The organism is Methylobacillus sp. (assembly GCF_036844465.1).
Lineage (GTDB): Bacteria > Pseudomonadota > Gammaproteobacteria > Burkholderiales > Methylophilaceae > Methylobacillus.
The window spans coordinates 140487-156657 of record NZ_DAIUFW010000003.1 but is presented as its reverse complement, the minus strand read 5'-3'; the positions used below and the strand labels follow the sequence as shown (position 1 = coordinate 156657).

General features: G+C 54.9%; 20 protein-coding genes. 8 read left to right on the top strand and 12 right to left on the bottom strand.

Annotated features, from left to right (window positions below):
• Positions 1–40 precede the first annotated feature (40 nt).
• Together V7Z75_RS05120 and V7Z75_RS05115 are read left to right on the top strand one after the other, a co-directional pair.
• On the top strand, positions 41–379 hold the full coding sequence (locus V7Z75_RS05120) for a P-II family nitrogen regulator (RefSeq protein WP_334107545.1): 339 nt from the start codon (positions 41–43) through the stop codon (positions 377–379).
• A 126-nt stretch (positions 380–505) separates the two neighbouring features.
• Complete coding sequence (locus V7Z75_RS05115; protein WP_334107544.1) at positions 506–886, top strand: VOC family protein; 381 nt, start codon at positions 506–508, stop codon at positions 884–886.
• Between the two features lie 111 nt (positions 887–997).
• Here V7Z75_RS05115 and V7Z75_RS05110 read toward each other — a convergent pair whose 3' ends face one another.
• The 10 genes from V7Z75_RS05110 to V7Z75_RS05065 all read right to left on the bottom strand — a co-directional run bounded on the left by V7Z75_RS05110 (position 998) and on the right by V7Z75_RS05065 (position 9411).
• A complete protein-coding gene (locus V7Z75_RS05110; RefSeq protein ID WP_334107543.1) occupies positions 998–1477 on the bottom strand; it encodes a hypothetical protein in 480 nt (159 codons plus the stop codon).
• A gap of 101 nt (positions 1478–1578) precedes the next feature.
• Complete coding sequence (locus V7Z75_RS05105) at positions 1579–1908, bottom strand: hypothetical protein (RefSeq protein ID WP_334107542.1); 330 nt, start codon at positions 1906–1908, stop codon at positions 1579–1581.
• 85 nt (positions 1909–1993) lie between these two features.
• Positions 1994–2539: a hypothetical protein gene (locus V7Z75_RS05100; protein WP_334107541.1), complete on the bottom strand. Its 546-nt coding sequence runs from the start codon at positions 2537–2539 to the stop codon at positions 1994–1996.
• 141 nt (positions 2540–2680) lie between these two features.
• The gene (locus V7Z75_RS05095; RefSeq protein WP_334107540.1) at positions 2681–3031 is read right to left on the bottom strand and encodes a DUF3147 family protein; all 351 of its coding nucleotides are present in this window, start codon (positions 3029–3031) and stop codon (positions 2681–2683) included.
• 557 nt (positions 3032–3588) lie between these two features.
• The gene (locus tag V7Z75_RS05090; protein ID WP_334107539.1) at positions 3589–5523 is read right to left on the bottom strand and encodes a cytochrome c/FTR1 family iron permease; all 1935 of its coding nucleotides are present in this window, start codon (positions 5521–5523) and stop codon (positions 3589–3591) included.
• 48 nt (positions 5524–5571) lie between these two features.
• Positions 5572–7326, bottom strand: a complete 1755-nt coding sequence (locus V7Z75_RS05085) for a M61 family metallopeptidase (RefSeq protein ID WP_334107538.1) — start codon at positions 7324–7326, stop codon at positions 5572–5574.
• A gap of 82 nt (positions 7327–7408) precedes the next feature.
• On the bottom strand, positions 7409–8218 hold the full coding sequence (locus V7Z75_RS05080; protein WP_334107537.1) for a peptidylprolyl isomerase: 810 nt from the start codon (positions 8216–8218) through the stop codon (positions 7409–7411).
• 53 nt (positions 8219–8271) lie between these two features.
• Positions 8272–8550 carry a BolA family protein gene (locus V7Z75_RS05075; protein WP_334107536.1) on the bottom strand — a complete coding sequence of 93 codons (279 nt, stop codon included), beginning with the start codon at positions 8548–8550 and terminating at the stop codon, positions 8272–8274.
• 13 nt (positions 8551–8563) lie between these two features.
• The gene (locus V7Z75_RS05070; protein WP_334107535.1) at positions 8564–8866 is read right to left on the bottom strand and encodes a YciI family protein; all 303 of its coding nucleotides are present in this window, start codon (positions 8864–8866) and stop codon (positions 8564–8566) included.
• The gene (locus V7Z75_RS05065) at positions 8866–9411 is read right to left on the bottom strand and encodes a septation protein A (RefSeq protein WP_334107534.1); all 546 of its coding nucleotides are present in this window, start codon (positions 9409–9411) and stop codon (positions 8866–8868) included. The genes V7Z75_RS05070 and V7Z75_RS05065 overlap by 1 nt, the downstream gene beginning before the upstream one ends.
• A gap of 109 nt (positions 9412–9520) precedes the next feature.
• Between V7Z75_RS05065 and V7Z75_RS05060 the strand changes: the two genes are divergently transcribed.
• The 6 genes from V7Z75_RS05060 (at position 9521) to V7Z75_RS05035 (ending at position 14321) form a co-directional block, all read left to right on the top strand.
• Positions 9521–10378, top strand: a complete 858-nt coding sequence (locus V7Z75_RS05060) for a 3',5'-nucleoside bisphosphate phosphatase (RefSeq protein WP_334107533.1) — start codon at positions 9521–9523, stop codon at positions 10376–10378.
• A gap of 6 nt (positions 10379–10384) precedes the next feature.
• Positions 10385–11014, top strand: coding sequence for an L-threonylcarbamoyladenylate synthase (locus tag V7Z75_RS05055; protein ID WP_334107532.1), 630 nt, complete (start codon positions 10385–10387; stop codon positions 11012–11014).
• Between the two features lie 2 nt (positions 11015–11016).
• Entirely contained in the window at positions 11017–11658 is a 642-nt protein-coding gene (locus V7Z75_RS05050; RefSeq protein ID WP_334107780.1) for a site-2 protease family protein, read from the top strand.
• A 65-nt stretch (positions 11659–11723) separates the two neighbouring features.
• Positions 11724–12524 carry a segregation and condensation protein A gene (locus V7Z75_RS05045; RefSeq protein ID WP_334107531.1) on the top strand — a complete coding sequence of 267 codons (801 nt, stop codon included), beginning with the start codon at positions 11724–11726 and terminating at the stop codon, positions 12522–12524.
• 3 nt (positions 12525–12527) lie between these two features.
• Entirely contained in the window at positions 12528–13079 is a 552-nt protein-coding gene (scpB, locus tag V7Z75_RS05040) for an SMC-Scp complex subunit ScpB (protein ID WP_334107530.1), read from the top strand.
• A 69-nt stretch (positions 13080–13148) separates the two neighbouring features.
• Positions 13149–14321 carry a pseudouridine synthase gene (locus V7Z75_RS05035; protein ID WP_334107529.1) on the top strand — a complete coding sequence of 391 codons (1173 nt, stop codon included), beginning with the start codon at positions 13149–13151 and terminating at the stop codon, positions 14319–14321.
• Between the two features lie 82 nt (positions 14322–14403).
• Here V7Z75_RS05035 and V7Z75_RS05030 read toward each other — a convergent pair whose 3' ends face one another.
• Both V7Z75_RS05030 and V7Z75_RS05025 read right to left on the bottom strand, forming a co-directional pair.
• Complete coding sequence (locus tag V7Z75_RS05030; RefSeq protein ID WP_334107528.1) at positions 14404–15882, bottom strand: class I SAM-dependent DNA methyltransferase; 1479 nt, start codon at positions 15880–15882, stop codon at positions 14404–14406.
• The coding region (locus V7Z75_RS05025; RefSeq protein WP_334107527.1) for a Fic family protein at positions 15883–16171 on the bottom strand (289 nt) is incomplete at its 5' end. It lies immediately after the preceding gene.

The window sequence follows — 16171 nt, the reverse complement described above, 5'->3', positions numbered from 1 at the left end:
GGAATGGAAATCAAACAATTTTAAAGAGAAGGAACGCGAGATGAAGAAAATCGAAGCAGTCATCAAACCATTCAAACTTGATGAAGTGCGTGAGGCCTTGTCCGAGCTTGGCGCGAACGGCCTGACCGTGACCGAGGTGAAGGGTTTTGGCCGCCAGAAGGGGCATACCGAACTTTATCGCGGCGCAGAATATGTAGTGGATTTTCTGCCCAAGATCAAGGTGGAGCTGGTGGTCAGTGATGACATGGTGGATTCAGCAGTGGAATCCATTATCAAAGCTGCGCGTACCGGCAAGATCGGCGACGGCAAGATTTTCATCACGCCTGTTGAGCAAATTATCCGCATCCGTACAGGCGAAACTGACGAATCCGCTATCTAGTCGGGGCTGGCGTTGGCGAGTGGTGTTGCCCTCAATAGGGCGGGCTGCGTCGTACCTTCTCTTGCAGGATAGGATTGTGACTGCAGTTTTGTTCAATTTGACCAATAAGTTGCATAAAGGTAAAAAATGATCAAGATCAACCAGATGCTGCATACCGGGATTATCGTGGCGGATATTGCGCGGTCCCGTGCCTTTTATGAAGGACTGCTGGGACTGGTGCCAAGCAACAAGCGCCCACCGCTGAACTTTGAAGGGATTTGGTATGACATTGGCATCAATCAACTGCACCTGATGGTGGTGCCCAATCCCTATGCGGAAGCCGAGCTGCCTGCCCATGGCGGACGTGACTATCATGTGGCTTTTGCCGTGGATGACGTGATGCAGATCAAACAAGCCTTTGACGAGGCTGGCGTGCCTTACACCATGAGCATGTCTGGCCGCGCGGCCTTGTTCTGCCGTGACCCTGATGGTAATGCGCTGGAGTTTTCCTCAGTAAAAATGGACTGAACTCAGTGAAGATAGACTGAGCGATGCCAAAAGCACGAAGATCTCCTTAGTTTCCTAACGCTCAGCTTAACCGGCCGGCTTTGGAGCGCCAGCGGAAAAGCCGGTCCGAGTTTAAGCTGTTGTTAGCCGGCGGTCGATCTCCAACACCGCATCATAGAGATCCACCATGTTGTAAGACTCGCCATGAAACTTGAATGTGTTGCCGTCGAGCGCCCGGAGAAAGGCTTTCTCAGGAAATCCCTTCGCACCAGTTACGATGTTCATGTCGAAGAAAGCGTGACCTTCGAAATCACGCACCCACCGATCCAGCCGTTCATCAAAGTGCTCAAGATGGTTTCTCAACCGCCGGAACGGCTTGAGGTCGATATCTGACAAGTCTATGTGACCTGTTAAAATCGTGTGTCGTTCGCTTCCTGGTTTGGTGTCGAGGATGCGGTCAATGTTCGTTGCATGCACGAGAAAATGGTGGAGATGAAAGAAGACGTCGAACACTAAGGACTCTTTCTCAGCTTCGCGGAACGCAAGATAGGTTCTCTTTGCGAACTCTGCCTGTATCTTAGCTTCTTGCAGGTAGATATCCCACTTGTCCACGAACGTTTCTCCTTCCGGCTAACGTTTGAAATAAGGGGCGCCGAGCCGCAGGCGAGGGGAGCCAAAAGCTTGCTTTTGGCCGTCCCTGCTTGATTGAAGGGTTAGGCACATTTTGTTTCTAGCTTTGGTGGATTTTTTAACGCATTTTTAATAACTTCTGCAACTGAATCTTTTGTGATGTTGCGTTTCACACAGTATTTTGAATTTAACCAATCTTCGAGAAGTTTTGCACCTTTGCTTGAATTGCATGACATGCAGCATAAGGCAATATTTTCCCGTGTGATTATTCTTTCATCGTTGACTATGTGTTCCCAAGATTCCTTTGATTTTCTTGTGCCACAAATCCCGAACTTGACACCGCAATAAACGCAATTTTTATCTCTAGAAATTATTTCATTTTCTAGGGCTTGAGGAATGTTCCATCTATTCATGTTGATTCCATGCAGTGTCGAGAAGGTGCCTAACGTTTGAGCTCAGGCCGCGGCCCGTCAGGGCCGTCGTGCCTGCAGCGAATTGTTATGCGTCTCCCGCACCCTCCCATAGTTGCTCGATTTCTATGAGTGTGCAGCCAAGCTCATCGCTTGCAGCTTTAAGGCCTTTGATTATCTGCAGATACTTGGCATGAGTGGAGATGTCTTTGATTTTGGTGACTATATGAGAGTCAGCCAAAATCTTGTTCTTGTTCTTAAATTTGCGGCCCACACCGCTCCACAGACCTGAATCAATTGGCGGGTGAAGAACGCTTCTAATACCCTCCCTGCCACCCTCACCCACATAACAATATGTCTTCAGGTAAACGTTGATGATTTTCGCGGCCCAACCATACTGATCTTTAAGTTTCGGGGTGGCCGACACCAACTTATCAAGCGCGCCCTTGTGCCACTGCTCGAACGATTCCTTCGTGATTGGCCCTTTTGTCGTGTCGAGAATCGGACTGAAATCTATCTGAGCAATGAGTGGATATATATCTTCCCGACTTTTTAAAGGCGCTCCTGATCGTAGTGCGGACAAGGCTGTCCATCCCGAGTACGTTGCGAGAATTGCTCTTCTTTCAGGTGTCATACATTTGTCTCCTAGACGCATAACGCAGAGCTAAGGGGCAGACACAAGCGGCGCATAAAATGCGAAGCATGCGCCGATTGGGGCTGTCCGTGACGAAGCGCAGCGAGGAACGAACCTTGAGCGACTTGTTAGGCGGCATTGCTAGAGTAACTCTATGCCAAAGCGACGAACAATTACCGCAAACAAAGCAAAGCTGCAAACCGTGATAAACACACACGCTAACAAACTAGGCCAAAAACCGTAGCGCGGTAACATTATTGGAAACACAAGAAACATAGGAAGCGTTGGAACAACATACCAAAATGTATACCACGCATGATTGGCAATTTTGGATGTTGGTTGGTTTTCAACGTATAACCAAATTAGCGTGAGAATTGTAACCAGTGGCAGCGCCGCCACTAAACCGCCTAATTTGTCACTGCGCTTTGCCAATTCAGATACAAGCACAACAACTGCGGCTGTAATGAAATACTTGGTAAAGAGCCACGACATGGTTTCTCTCCTTGACGCCTAACTAGTAGTAGACACCCTAAAAATACACAAGAAATGCACCTTTTGGGTGTATAAACTGGTTATTGTTTTGTAAGTAATTGTTTTCATTATTTTTAAATATTAAAACACACCCTAATTTTTCACATAATGACACCACAGAAAAAGCGTCCAGGTTGTTGGAGATGGTGCGTGATAAGTTGCGACTCAAACATGATAGTTTACGTACAGAGCAGGTTGATGTCGATTGGATTAAACGCTATACCTTTTCATGGTATGTGTCATCCGCAAGACATGGCGAGGCAAGCGTAGGGCGTACTCGCTTGTAGTGCGCCGCATGTAAGAACATAACAATACGGCGTAATGCTCGTTGCGAGGAAACTGCCGAGCAGTCAGGTACTCGGCGTCTTCCTTGATTGTCAGGATTGCGCTTTCGCTGATGTTGTTGGGCATGGGCCGATCGACTTGTGGCAAAAGACGAGAGGATAGTACAAAACTATCATACTGGCGACTGGTCGAGGTTGGTTCAGATGGGCGTGGCGAACCCCGACTGGCCGGGGCTAATGCCGCTGCTTTTGCTGATCTCGGCTCCACAGCATGCAGGCGGCGATCAGCACGATCGTGATTGCCTGGGCGGTCAGGGTTTGCACGCTGGGATGGATGCCCAGCAGTGGTACGCTGATGAAGTTGATGCGGTCAGCGTCGACCACGCCGGCTTCCTGCAAGGCCTTGATGCCATTGCCGGCAAAAATCACGGCCAGCAATGCAAGCAGGGCGGCAGTGGAGGAAAAGAATTTGCCCAGCGGCAGGCGCATGCCGTATTTCAGGATTACCCAGGCGATGATGGCGAGCAGGATGGCGGCTGCGATGATGCCGCCAATAACCGCACCCTGGCCTTCTTCGCCTGCTTGTACCCATAGCGCCTGGTAGAACAGGACGACTTCGAACAGCTCACGATAGACCGCCAGGAAGGAAACCCCGGCAATCGCCCACCAGGTGCGTTTGTTGAGGGCGGCAGTGACATGGGTATTGATGAATTGCTGCCAGGCCTGCGCATGGGATTTGCTGTGCAGCCAGTAGCCGATATAGAGCAGCATGCCGGCGGCAATCAGCGCAGTAATGCCTTCCGTCATTTCACGGCTGGTGCCAGAAATGGTGAGCATGTAGCTTGCCACGAACCAGGTAGCGCAGCCCAGGATGACAGCGAAAATCCAGCCCAGGTGGAAATAGGGCAGGGCATCGCGGCGGCCGGTCTTGCTGATGAAAGCGCTCAGCGCAGCCAGGATCAGGATGGCTTCCAGCCCTTCGCGCAGCAGGATCAGGAGGGAGCTGACAAAGGCTGTGGTGCCGGTGAGGCTGCTGGTGCCCAGTTTGTCGTCGGCTTCATCCAGAAGGTGGTTGATTTGCCCGATATGGGCGGCGATATCTTCAGTGCTGACCTTGTTGGCGATCGCCGTGCGCAAGTCCATCATGTGGCGCTCGATATTGAGGCGCAGGGGTTTGTCGATATTATCCAGGCCGTTCTCGATCAGCTCGAAGCCTTCGAGGTAGGCACTGATGGCATGCTGGCGCGCATTGCCGTAATCCCCAGCGCGATAGGCATCCAATGTGGCTGCCAGGCGGTTGCGGGTGATATTGAGCGGGTTGCCCGCCAGTAACTGCAAGGCGTCAGGGTGAGCGGTGAGATAGGCATGCACGTTGGCGAGGCCAGCCTGTTCAAGCTCGGCTGGTGTTTGCATCACCAGCTTTTTTATGGAGCCCAGCGCGGTTTTGCCTTGTCCTGCTTGCCATGCCTGCGCGCCTGCGGTCTTTTGTTCATCGGTCAGGCGCAATGCGGATAGATAGAATGCTAGGTTCCAGCGATCAGCTTCTGACAGTTGCGTATAGGGCTGCATGGCTGTGCCGTTCACCCCCAGGGTGATGGTGTTGTACAGGCCATAAATGCTGCGCATGCGCATGCGGTCCTGGCTGTGGAAATTGCTCGGTTCCGGCTCCAAACCCTGTGCCAGCGGGCCATCGCCACGCCCGGTGGTGCCGTGGCAGGCGGCGCAGGTCTCGCCAAACAATTGCGCGCCCCGGTTGAGGTCTGGCACATCTTTGGGAGCGACTGTCACCTTGTAAGCCTGGATAACGGCCAGGCGCAGGGTATTGGCAGTCGTCGAAACGGTTTCGCCCTCGGTTTTCGCTAATATCTGCTCGCGCAATTGCGCAGCTTGTTTCAACAATTCTGCCTGCTGGGCAACGGCGGGCAATTCCCCGATCAGGTTGGCGGACTGGGTAGCGAACTCAAGTTGTTCTTCGTATTCGTCAGGGTTGAGCACTTCGCCGTTTTGCACAAATTCAGGGTAATCCACGCTGACGTAATCCAGCATGTGTATCGCAGTCTGGGCTTTTTCTTCATTGGTGACGGCGAAGGCGGAATGGAGGCCGGCCAGCCAGATAAGGCTCCCCAGTGCGAATGCGCGAAGTGAGGGGAGAGGCAGGGCGATAGACATGATGGGATTACCTATACATGGTGAATACAAATGCGATTTATTATTTTATCAATTTATCGAGAGCCAGGCCCGGCGTAATTGATCCTGTTCCGGCTTACGTTTTTCACTGAGGGCAAGCGAGACGTTCGCGAGACCATGCGGGCGTGGCTTGATGCTGGCCGTCATGAGTTCATCGCGCCGGAAGAAATGCAGGTGCAGGCGCTGATTTCCCCGCTTGAGCTGCTGTTTAATGCTCTTGATGCTGGCCTTGAGGTTGTTATGAGCGATCAATACATCGCCTGCTGCCAATCCTGCTTCTTCAGCGGCGCTGCCGGTGTAGACGTGGCTGATGCGGGTGTCATCATTGGCGAATTGCAGGCCCAGCCACTCACGCGACAGGTCGACATCGCCGATTGGCGGCGAGTCGAAGCTGATGCCGAATTTGGACAACAGCTTTTCCAACGGCGGGTCTTCGCAACCTTGCACGCAATCGCGGAACATGGCGGCGAGTTTGTCGCCGCAGGTTTCCTCGATCAGCGTCTGCATGCTGCCCTCATCGGCCAATACGCCGTCGTTGTAGCGCCGCCACAGGGCCAGCATGACTTCGTCCAGTGACCGGCCCTTGACTCGCAGGCTGAGGTCGATGGCCAGCGCGACCAGCGAGCCCTTGAGGTAGTAGCTGATCTGGCTGTTGGGGGTATTTTCGTCAGGCTTGTACAGCTTGATCCAGGCATCGAAGCTGGATTCTTCCAGCGGCTGCACCTTGCGCCCCGGCGTGCGCAGGAGGCGGTTGATATCCTTGCTCAAGGCAGCCAGGTATTCCTGCTCGCTCATGAGCCCGCTGCGTGCCAGCGCCAGAGTATCGTAATAGGCGGTGAAGCCTTCGAACACCCAGAGCAGGCGAGTGTAGGCCTCGCGGCCCAGGTCCGGGTTGGCGAAGACGCTGGGGCGGATGCGCTTGACGTGCCAGGCGTGAAAATATTCATGGCTGCATAGCCCAAGGAAATCCTGATATTGCTGTTGGTCATGCTTTTCATGCTTGACCGGCAGCCAGCTGCGCGGGCAGATCAGGCTGGTGGAGTCACAATGTTCCAGGCCGCCATACTGGTTGTCGGCAGCGGCATAGAGCAGAAAATCATAGCGCTGGAACGGCGCAGCGCCGAAAAAGCGGATATGGTGCTCGCAGACTTTTTTGAGATCGCGGCTGATGGCCTTGAGGTCGGCATGATGCCTGCCGGACACGATCAATCGGTGAGGCACGCCCATGGCCTTGAATTCCGCAATCGCCAGCGTGCCTATTTCGACAGGGTAGTCGATCAGAGATTGGTAGTTGTTTGCTTCATAAAGGCCAAAACCGTGTTTGTCGGTGCCACATGCCGGCAGCGTGGTGGCTACCTGCCAGCCAGCAGCAATCTTGCCGGGATGATGGATGGCGATGCTGCAAGCATTTTCCTCCTGACCTGCCACCTGCAGAAACAGGCTGCTGCCGTTGAAATAGGCGCGGGTGTGGTCCAGGTAGGCGGTGCGTACCGATAGGTCGTAGGCATATACCTGGTAGCGGACTACCAATGCGGATTTGCAGGGCGCGGCCAGCCAGGTGTGCTTGTCCAGTTTGCGCAACTGGATGGGTTTGCCCTTGCTGCTGGCCTCGATGCTGACGATATGTCGGGCGAAATCCCGCACCAGATAGCTGCCCGGCAGCCAGGCAGGCAGCGACAGGCGCTGTCCTTCGGCGTTGGGGCGGGCGATATGGCACTCCAGTTCGAACAAATGGCTTTGCGGAGTATTGAAACGCACGTCATAGTGGATGGCATGTGGCTTCATTGGAATCAGGCTCGATATAGGTCAGTTTCAATATGAAAAAAGCCCGCCGCGGGGCGGGCTTGCCGGTTTGCGGACCGGATGATTACTTGGCGATCGTGACGCCAGGAGCCTCAATCTTGGCCTTGCTGCGCAGGTCGGTCAGGAGTTTTTCCAGGTGACGCTGTTGCAATTGCTTTTGCAGGGCATCTTTGACGTCATCATAGGATGGCGCCTGGGTGGAGCGGCTATCTTCCAGCTTGATGACATGCCAGCCGAACTGCGTTTGTACCGGAGCGGTGGTGTATTTGCCCTTTTGCAGCTTGGCGACTGCGTCGCTGAAGGGTTTGACCATGCCAGCCGGAGAGAACCAGCCCAGCTCGCCGCCTTTTTCTTGTGAGCCTGGATCCTTGGATTTTTCCTTGGCGATCTTGGCGAAATCACCACCCTTGCCCAATTGCGCAATGATGTCCTTGGCTTCGGCTTCTGTCGCTACCAGGATATGACGGGCGTTGTATTCCTTGTCGCCCAGTTCCTGCTTGTATTTCTCGTAGGCCAGCTTGGTATCGGCTTCGCTGACTGGATGCTTCTTAATGTAATCCTGCAGGAAGGTGTTGACCAGCAGCTCGCGGCGGGTCAGGTCTTCCTTGGCGATGTAGTCAGGTTGCTTGTCCAGGCCGGTGCGCTGCGCTTCCTGGTAGATCAGTTCGCTGCCGATCAGCTTGTTGATGATGACATTCTTGACATTGTCATCGACAGCCTGGCCACGGGAAGAAGCCTCCTTGGCGATATAGTCGTACAAGGATTGCTTAATGGGCTTGCCGTTGACGGTGGCGACGCTGTTGTCGGCAGCCATGGCGGGTGGCAGAACACTGAAGGCAAGCGCAGCGATCAGGGCGCTGGTGGTAAGTTTCATGAAAATTCCTTGACTAGTTAAATGAAGTACGGTGAAAAAGTGTTGTTATATATTTAGTGATTTGTGGCAGGTTGATGTTCATCTGCCGCAAAGGCCTGGATGCTGAGGGCGTGTATTCTTTGTGGAATCAGGTCGCCCAGTATTGCATAAACCTGACGGTGCCGCATGACCGGCGATTTGCCGGAAAACTGCGCGCTGACAATGGTCAGGAAGAAATGCCCGCCGCCGCTGTTGCCAGCATGCCCCTGATGTAGGGCGCTATCATCGCGGATGTCCAGCTGGATTGGCTCCAGAGCGGAGAGTCTGCTGCGGATTTCTTCTATCAAAGTCATGTCGTGTGCGGTGTTAGGCTGGCAAGGTCTTGCGAAACGGTTTCACTGTGACAGCGGAATAGACACCGGCGTTCACGAAAGGATCGTCATTGGCCCAGGCCTGCGCTGCCTCCAGGCTGTCAAACTCGGCGATGATCAGGCTGCCTGTATAGCCAGCCGGGCCGGGGTCTGTGCTGTCGATGGCCGGGAACGGGCCTGCCAGCAGTAGGCGGCCAGCATCCTGCATGGCCTGCAGGCGCTCAAGGTGGGCCGGCCGGGCAGCCATGCGTTTTTCCAGGCTGTTGGGGCTATCTTCGGCAATAATGGCGTACCACATTATTCTTCATCCTGTTTCTGTTCGGTCATGTGCTTGTTGAGCAGCAGGGTTTGCGCAATGACAAATAGAAACATCAATCCCATGGTGCCAAACAGCTTGAAATCCACCCAAAGATCGGTGGAGAAATTGAATGCGACATAAAGATTCAGGAAGCCGAGAAACAGGAAGAACATGGCCCAGGCCAGGTTGAGGCGGCTCCATATCGGATCGGGCATGGCAATCTGCTTTTCCATGAGTTTGCGGATCAGGTTGCGCTTGAACAGCCATTGGCTGCCCAGCAGCCCGATGGTGAACAGCCAGTAGAGAATGGTGGGTTTCCACTTGATGAAACTTTCATCGTGCAGCCAGAGCGTGGCGCCGCCGAAGATCACGATGATCACGCCGCTCATGATCAGAGTACCGTCCACCTTGCCGGTTCTGATCTTGGCCCAGGCGATCTGGGCGATGGTGGCGGCAATGGCTACAGCAGTGGCTTCATAAATACCAAATAGCTTGAAGACGATGAAAAACAGGATAACCGGGAATAAGTCGTAGAGAAACTTCATGTATTGTCCGCAAGCTGCGCACTCAGGTGCATGGAGGTTGAATTTTAAGTTAATGCGGTATTTTGCTATGATTCGTCAAGACTAACAAGCCGTACCCCTGTCCATTTCCATGCCATCCCCTATCGACCTTCACAGCCACTCCACGGTTTCTGACGGCCTGCTCATGCCGCAGGCGTTGGTGGAACATGCTGCCGCGCAGGGTGTCAAGGTATTATCCCTGACAGATCATGATGATACGGCAGGGCTGGCAATAGCCGCCAAGGTGGCGGCGGAACATGGCATGCAGCTGGTCAATGGCGTGGAAATTTCCGTGACCTGGCGCAGGCGCACCATCCATGTAGTAGGGCTGCGTATCGATCCTGACCATGCGCCGCTACGTGATGGGCTTGAAAAAATCCGCGCAGGGAGGCATGTGCGGGCACAAGGCATCGCCGCCAGTCTGGAGAAATTCGGCATTGCAGGCAGCCTGGAAGGCGCTTACGCGCATGCCAGCCAGGGTATCATCAGTCGCGCGCATTTCGCGCGCTACCTGATCGAGCAGGGATACGCCTCTAATTTTAAAAGCCTGTTCAAGCGTTATCTGGTGAAAGGCAAGCCCGGTTATTTCGAGCATCACTGGGCTACGTTGGAGGAGGCGATTACCTGGATTGCCGGCAGTGGCGGCGTGGCGGTGCTGGCCCATCCGGGACGCTATGACATCGGGCGTACCAATATGCTGTTGTTGCTGGAAGAATTCCGTAATCTCGGCGGTACGGCAATCGAGGTAGTGACCGGCAGCCATACCACTGACCAGTTTCAGGAATATGCCAAGCTGGCGCATATGTTCGGCTTCAAGGCTTCCATGGGTTCGGATTACCACGGCCCAGGCGGTTATCTTGAAATGGGGCGTTTGCCCGATTTGCCGCGCGGCTGCATTCCGGTCTGGCAGGACTGGCCTGAAACTCAATCACTAAACAATTTAAGGTAGAGCAATTTGGCGCAATATTTCGTAATCCACCCTGAAAACCCGCAAACTCGCCTCGTTAGTCAGGCGGTGGCCATCCTGCGCGATGGCGGCGTGATCGCTTATCCCACGGATTCCAGCTATGCATTGGGCTGCCTGATCGGCAACAAGGATGCGCAGGACCGTATCCGCGCTATTCGCGGCGTGGATGAAAACCGACATTTCACGCTGGTCTGCCGCAACCTGGCCGAGCTTGCCACCTATGCCCAGGTGGACAACAGCCAGTTCAGGTTGTTGAAGGCCAACACGCCGGGGCAATATACCTTCATTCTCAAGGCGACGCGTGAGGTGCCGCGCCGTTTGCAGCATCCCAAGCGCAGCACCATAGGCTTGCGTGTACCGGAGCGCATTGTCACCCAGGCGCTGCTCGAAGCGCTGGACGAGCCTATGCTGAGCATGACCCTGCAATTGCCCGGCGATGAAATGCCGCTGAATGAGGGTTGGGAAATCCGCGATCAACTGGAGCATCAGCTGGAGCTGGTGATTGATGCGGGAGCTTGCGTGCTTGAACCCACGACGGTCATTGACCTGACGGGGGAAACGCCAAGCTTGGTCCGCCTGGGAGCTGGTGACCCTGCACCGTTCGGATTGGAAGCATGATGATGGAATTGACCCTGATCCAGAAAATCGCCATTTATGCCTTGCCGGTGATCTTTGCTATCACCGTGCATGAAGCCGCACACGGCTATATTGCCCGCTATTTTGGCGATACCACGGCGGAAAGCCTGGGCCGTATCACGCTCAACCCGGTCAAACATATCGACCCCATCGGGACGATATTGGTGCCTGCACTGCTGGTGTTCTCCGGTACTGGTTTCCTGTTCGGCTGGGCCAAGCCCGTGCCCGTGGATTATTCGCGGCTACGCAACCCCAAGCGGGATATGCGCTGGGTGGCTGCCGCCGGGCCTGCATCCAATTTCCTCATGGCGATTTTCTGGGCCATGGTCTACAAGTTCTCTACCACGATGACTGGCGATTTCGCCATGCCGCTCAGCCTCATGGGCCAGGCAGGCATCCTGGTGAATGTGGTGTTGATGGTGCTCAACCTGCTGCCGTTGCCGCCGCTGGACGGCGGTCGTATTGCGGTCAGCCTGATGCCCAACCATATGGCGTACAAATTTGCCCAGATCGAGCGTTACGGTTTCATAATCCTGCTGGTGCTGATGTTCACTGGCATCCTGTCCAAGATTATGATGCCGTTCATCGTGCTGCTGCTGAGCATGTTTGCCGGATTGTTTGGTTGAGCGGTGATGGATGTGTCGTTGGATAGGGGCATGATGGATGCATCTTCTACATTAGCGGTCAGATAATGGCGACCCAGCTCGCATTTGACGTCCGTATTTACGGCGAGCAGCTCGATAGCATTCCGCAGGATCTTTACATTCCCCCGGACGCGCTCGAAGTCTATCTCGAAGCCTTCGAGGGCCCGCTGGATCTGTTGCTGTACCTGATCCGCAAGCACAATCTCGACATCCTCGATATTCCCATGGCGCAATTGACGATCCAGTACATGGAATACGTCGAGAAAATGCGTGAGCACAGGCTGGAACTGGCGGCGGAATACCTGTTGATGTCCGCGATGCTGATCGAGATCAAGTCGCGCATGCTGCTGCCACGGCCAGAGGCGATCGAGCAGGAGGAGGACCCGCGTGCCGAACTTGTACGACGCCTGATGGAATACGAGGCGATCAAGCTGGCAGCGGAGCGGCTGGACGCCTTGCCGCAATCTGGCCGGGATATTCATGTGGCGCGCGCCTATTATGAGCAAATCGCCGAAACGAACTGGCCCGAAGTCGGCTTTGATGAGCTGATGGCGGCCTGGCAATCCGTACTCAAGCGCGCGAGCCATTTTCAGCATCATCAGGTGGGACGTGCGGAGCTTTCGGTGCGTGAGCACATGAGCCTGGTGTTGCGCCGCCTGCAGCAGGATACCTTAGTGGAATTTACCGCGCTGTTTGACGTGGCACAGGATGGCCTGCCCAAGCTGGTGGTGTATTTCCTGGCAATCCTCGAGCTGGCACGCGAAGGGCTGGTGCGCATCACACAACAGGAGCCGTTCAGCCCGATTTATCTACAGGCGGCAGATATGCCGCTGACGAGCGTCAACTAAGCTATGAGCGCAGCGCAAAATATCAATGAAATGAAGCAGGTGCTTGAGGCTGTGCTGCTGACGGCTGGAGAACCTCTGTCGCTGGATATGCTGTTGCGCCCGTTTGAAGGCCGCATGGAGCGTGCCACCTTGCGCATGTTGCTGGACGAGTTGCGCCAGGAGTGGCAGGGTCGCAGTATGGAACTGATGCAGGTGGCGAGCGGCTGGCGCTTCCAGGCGCGCACTGATCTGGTACCGTTCATCGCCAGACTCAACCCCGAGCGGCCAGTGCGCTATTCCCGCGCTGCGCTGGAAACGCTGGCGATCATTGCCTATCGCCAACCGGTGACGCGCGGCGATATCGAGGAAATCCGCGGTGTCGCGGTCAACCCCAATATCATGCGCCAGTTCATCGAGCGCAACTGGATCGACGTGGTCGGCCAGCGTGATGTGCCGGGACGGCCTTCGCTTTATGCCACGACCAAAACCTTCCTCGATGATCTCGGCTTGCGCTCCTTGTCCGAGTTGCCGCCCATGCAGCATTTCGTGCAGCAGGAAATCCCGCTCGATAACTAATCTGAATCAGGCCGGCGGAATAGCCATGCTCTGGCTTATAATACGCGCAATATCCTCAAGGTCGACCTCATGGCACGTCAGTTCAAGCAACAACCACGCAATCCCCGTCTTTCCCGTCCCAGCCAGCCTATAGCAGCTGATCCCAATGCCGTGCCGCAACGGTTGCACAAGCTATTGGCGCTGGCTGGGCTGGGGTCGCGCCGCGAAATGGAAACCCTGATTGCCAGCGGGCGCATTACCATCAATGGCAAGACTGCTGAAGTTGGCGCAAGCGTCGTGCCTAGCGATGTCGTCCGGCTGGATAGCCGTCCGCTGCGTTTGCCTTTCGAACCCGAACTGCCGCAGGTGCTGCTCTACCACAAGCCGGAAGGCGAAATCGTCAGCCAGGACGATCCGGAAAAACGCGCCACCGTGTTTGAGAAGCTGCCGCGCATCCGCAACGGCAAGTGGATTGCCATTGGCCGCCTGGATATGAATACCTCCGGCCTGCTCATCTTCACCACTTCGGGCGAGCTTGCCAACCGCTTCATGCATCCGCGCTATGAGGTCGAGCGCGAATATGCCGTGCGCATCTTCGGCGAGCTGACCGAAGGCGAAATGGCGCAACTGACCTATGGCATTGAGCTGGACGACGGTCCCGCCAATTTCGATAGCATCAGGCCGCAAGGCGGCGAGGGTGCTAATCATTGGTATGAAGTCATCCTGCGCGAAGGCCGCAACCGCGAAGTGCGCCGCCTGTTCGAAGCCTTCCAGAAGCCCGTGAGCCGCCTCATTCGTGTACGCTTCGGCCCCGTCAGCCTGCCGCCGCGCCTCAAGCGTGGCCAGATGATGCATCTGAGCCCTAAAGAAATTACTGGCCTGATGGAATGGGCCGAACTGGAGTTGCCGAAAGGCCCGCCACGACAACTTTCTGCCAGAGAAAAGGAAAACCTCGGCAAAACCTTCACGCCCAAGGCCAGAAAATCCCGCTTCGACCCTGAAACCAGACTGGAAGCCCGCGGCCCGCACCGCGTGACCAAGACGCGGGAAGAAGCCATGCGCGAGGAGTTCGTCCAGCAAACGCCGGAAAGCCGCAGGAATAGCAGAAACCGACGCGGGGAAGGCAGGCAGGCCAGTGAAGACCCAGCACGCCGTGAAAGTACAGCCAGGCCAGCAAGCTCCCGGACAACAAAGCCACCTCAGCGCCGTCGCGTGCGCCAGGCGTCGGATATTCCTGCCGCGCCCAAGCGAAGGAGCAGATAGGCATCAAACTGTGAGCACACTAAAAAGCGGCCTTTGTGGCCGCTTTTTACTCACGTGCAAGTATGTATCAGGTGAGTTGGCGCTATTTTGCAGCAAGCCCGCTGAGTACTTTCCGAAAGCTGTTCAAGCCAGCCTCTAGATTTTCGATAATGGCTTCTGCCAACTCATCCGGCTCCGGCAGGTTGTCCAAATCAGTAAGGCTTTTATCTTTAAGCCAGAACAGATCAAGACTGGTCTTGTCGCGGGCGATCAAGTCTTCATAGCTGTACTTGCGCCAGCGCCCTTCGGAGTTGTTCTCTGCGTGCCAAGTCTCGACGCGGTCGGCAGGGTTTTGCGGGTTGTAGCACTGAATGAACTCTGCCAAATCCTCGAAGCGTAGTGGTTTTTTCTTCAATGTGTGGTGAATGTTGGTGCGGTAGTCGTAGTACCAGACTTCTTTCGTCCAAGGCTCCGGGCTGGCGGGCTGGTTGTCGAAAAACAGCACATTGGCCTTGACGCCTTGTGCGTAAAAAATGCCGGTGGGCAAACGCAGGATGGTGTGCAGCCGAGTATTGTCCAACAGTTTTTGGCGAATGATCTCGCCCGCACCGCCTTCAAACAGCACGTTGTCCGGTACTACCACGGCAGCCTTGCCAGTGGTTTTTAACATGCTGCGAATGTGCTGCACAAAGTTAAGTTGTTTGTTGGATGTGGTGGCCCAAAAATCCTGCCGATTGTAAGTTAAGTCGTCGCTTTCTTGCTCACCGTCCTCGTTGGTGAAGCTCATGGCGCTTTTTTTGCCGAATGGCGGATTGGCCAGAACATAATCCACGCTCACCGGGCTGGGGGAAATCAGCGCATCGTTGGGAGAAATCAGGCTGTCGCCGTCCATCTCGCCGATATTGTGCAGGAACATGTTCATCAAGCACAGGCGGCGGGTGTTGGCGACAATCTCGTTACCATAAAAGGTGTGGTGCTTAAGGAACGCTTTTTGTTCCTTATCCAGCGGCTGCACCGCAAGAAAGTCATATGCAGCAAGGAAGAAACCACCCGTACCGCAGGCCGGGTCGGCAATGGTCTTTCCTGGTTGCGGGCGCACGCATTCCACCATCGCCCGAATCAAGGCGCGGGGCGTAAAATATTGCCCCGCGCCGGATTTGGTGTCCTCGGCGTTCTTTTCCAGTAAACCTTCGTAGATGTCGCCCTTCACATCCGCGCCCATCACCAGCCAGCCCGTGCTGTCGATCATGTCGATCAGCCGGTACAGCTTGGCCGGGTCTTGAATCTTGTTCTGCGCCTTGGTGAAAATTTGCCCCAACATCCCGCGTTGCTTGCCCAGCTCGCGCAGCATTTCCACATACAAGACTTCCAACGCGGCGCCCTTGGTGTTTTTCAGCGCCTGCCACGAATAGCGCGCCGGAATGCCCATATCGCGGTTGTAGGGTGGTTTGCCGTATTCGTCCGCCATCTTCAAAAAGATCAGGTAAGTGAGCTGCTCCAAATAGTCGCCATAGCCCACGCCGTCATCACGCAGGGTGGTGCAGAAACTCCAGACTCTGGAAACAATGGAAGACGCATTCATTCAGTACTGATCCTTATCGGCAAGCGCTTGCCTGCCTTGCTCGGTTAAACGGTATTTTTGCGTGGGGCTGCGCGGCGAATCAGGCTGGGTCATTTCGATCAGGCCTTGTGCCAAAGCAGGCTGCAAGTAATTCTGGATAAGCGTTGGGCGATGGCTCAGCTCAAGTTGCTTGAGTAAATCTTTGGTGCCCATGGCCCTTGTGCTCAAAGTGGACAACAAGCGGGTTACTTGTTCGGTTACTTGTTCGGTTACTTGTTCGGTTACTTGTTCGGTTACTTGTTCGGTTACT

Excerpts from the sequence above, each read along its gene's own strand:
- V7Z75_RS05065 (WP_334107534.1), bottom strand. The coding sequence starts at position 9,411 with ATGAAGTTTCTCTACGACTTATTCCCGGTTATCCTGTTTTTCATCGTC.
- V7Z75_RS05120 (WP_334107545.1), top strand. The coding sequence starts at position 41 with ATGAAGAAAATCGAAGCAGTCATCAAACCATTCAAACTTGATGAAGTG.
- V7Z75_RS05115 (WP_334107544.1), top strand. The coding sequence starts at position 506 with ATGATCAAGATCAACCAGATGCTGCATACCGGGATTATCGTGGCGGAT.
- V7Z75_RS05070 (WP_334107535.1), bottom strand. The coding sequence starts at position 8,866 with ATGTGGTACGCCATTATTGCCGAAGATAGCCCCAACAGCCTGGAAAAA.
- V7Z75_RS05075 (WP_334107536.1), bottom strand. The coding sequence starts at position 8,550 with ATGACTTTGATAGAAGAAATCCGCAGCAGACTCTCCGCTCTGGAGCCA.
- V7Z75_RS05085 (WP_334107538.1), bottom strand. The coding sequence starts at position 7,326 with ATGAAGCCACATGCCATCCACTATGACGTGCGTTTCAATACTCCGCAA.
- V7Z75_RS05080 (WP_334107537.1), bottom strand. The coding sequence starts at position 8,218 with ATGAAACTTACCACCAGCGCCCTGATCGCTGCGCTTGCCTTCAGTGTT.
- V7Z75_RS05030 (WP_334107528.1), bottom strand. The coding sequence starts at position 15,882 with ATGAATGCGTCTTCCATTGTTTCCAGAGTCTGGAGTTTCTGCACCACC.
- V7Z75_RS05035 (WP_334107529.1), top strand. The coding sequence starts at position 13,149 with ATGGCACGTCAGTTCAAGCAACAACCACGCAATCCCCGTCTTTCCCGT.
- V7Z75_RS05100 (WP_334107541.1), bottom strand. The coding sequence starts at position 2,539 with ATGACACCTGAAAGAAGAGCAATTCTCGCAACGTACTCGGGATGGACA.
- V7Z75_RS05090 (WP_334107539.1), bottom strand. The coding sequence starts at position 5,523 with ATGTCTATCGCCCTGCCTCTCCCCTCACTTCGCGCATTCGCACTGGGG.
- V7Z75_RS05105 (WP_334107542.1), bottom strand. The coding sequence starts at position 1,908 with ATGAATAGATGGAACATTCCTCAAGCCCTAGAAAATGAAATAATTTCT.
- V7Z75_RS05060 (WP_334107533.1), top strand. The coding sequence starts at position 9,521 with ATGCCATCCCCTATCGACCTTCACAGCCACTCCACGGTTTCTGACGGC.
- V7Z75_RS05045 (WP_334107531.1), top strand. The coding sequence starts at position 11,724 with ATGGCGACCCAGCTCGCATTTGACGTCCGTATTTACGGCGAGCAGCTC.
- V7Z75_RS05050 (WP_334107780.1), top strand. The coding sequence starts at position 11,017 with ATGGAATTGACCCTGATCCAGAAAATCGCCATTTATGCCTTGCCGGTG.
- scpB (WP_334107530.1), top strand. The coding sequence starts at position 12,528 with ATGAGCGCAGCGCAAAATATCAATGAAATGAAGCAGGTGCTTGAGGCT.
- V7Z75_RS05095 (WP_334107540.1), bottom strand. The coding sequence starts at position 3,031 with ATGTCGTGGCTCTTTACCAAGTATTTCATTACAGCCGCAGTTGTTGTG.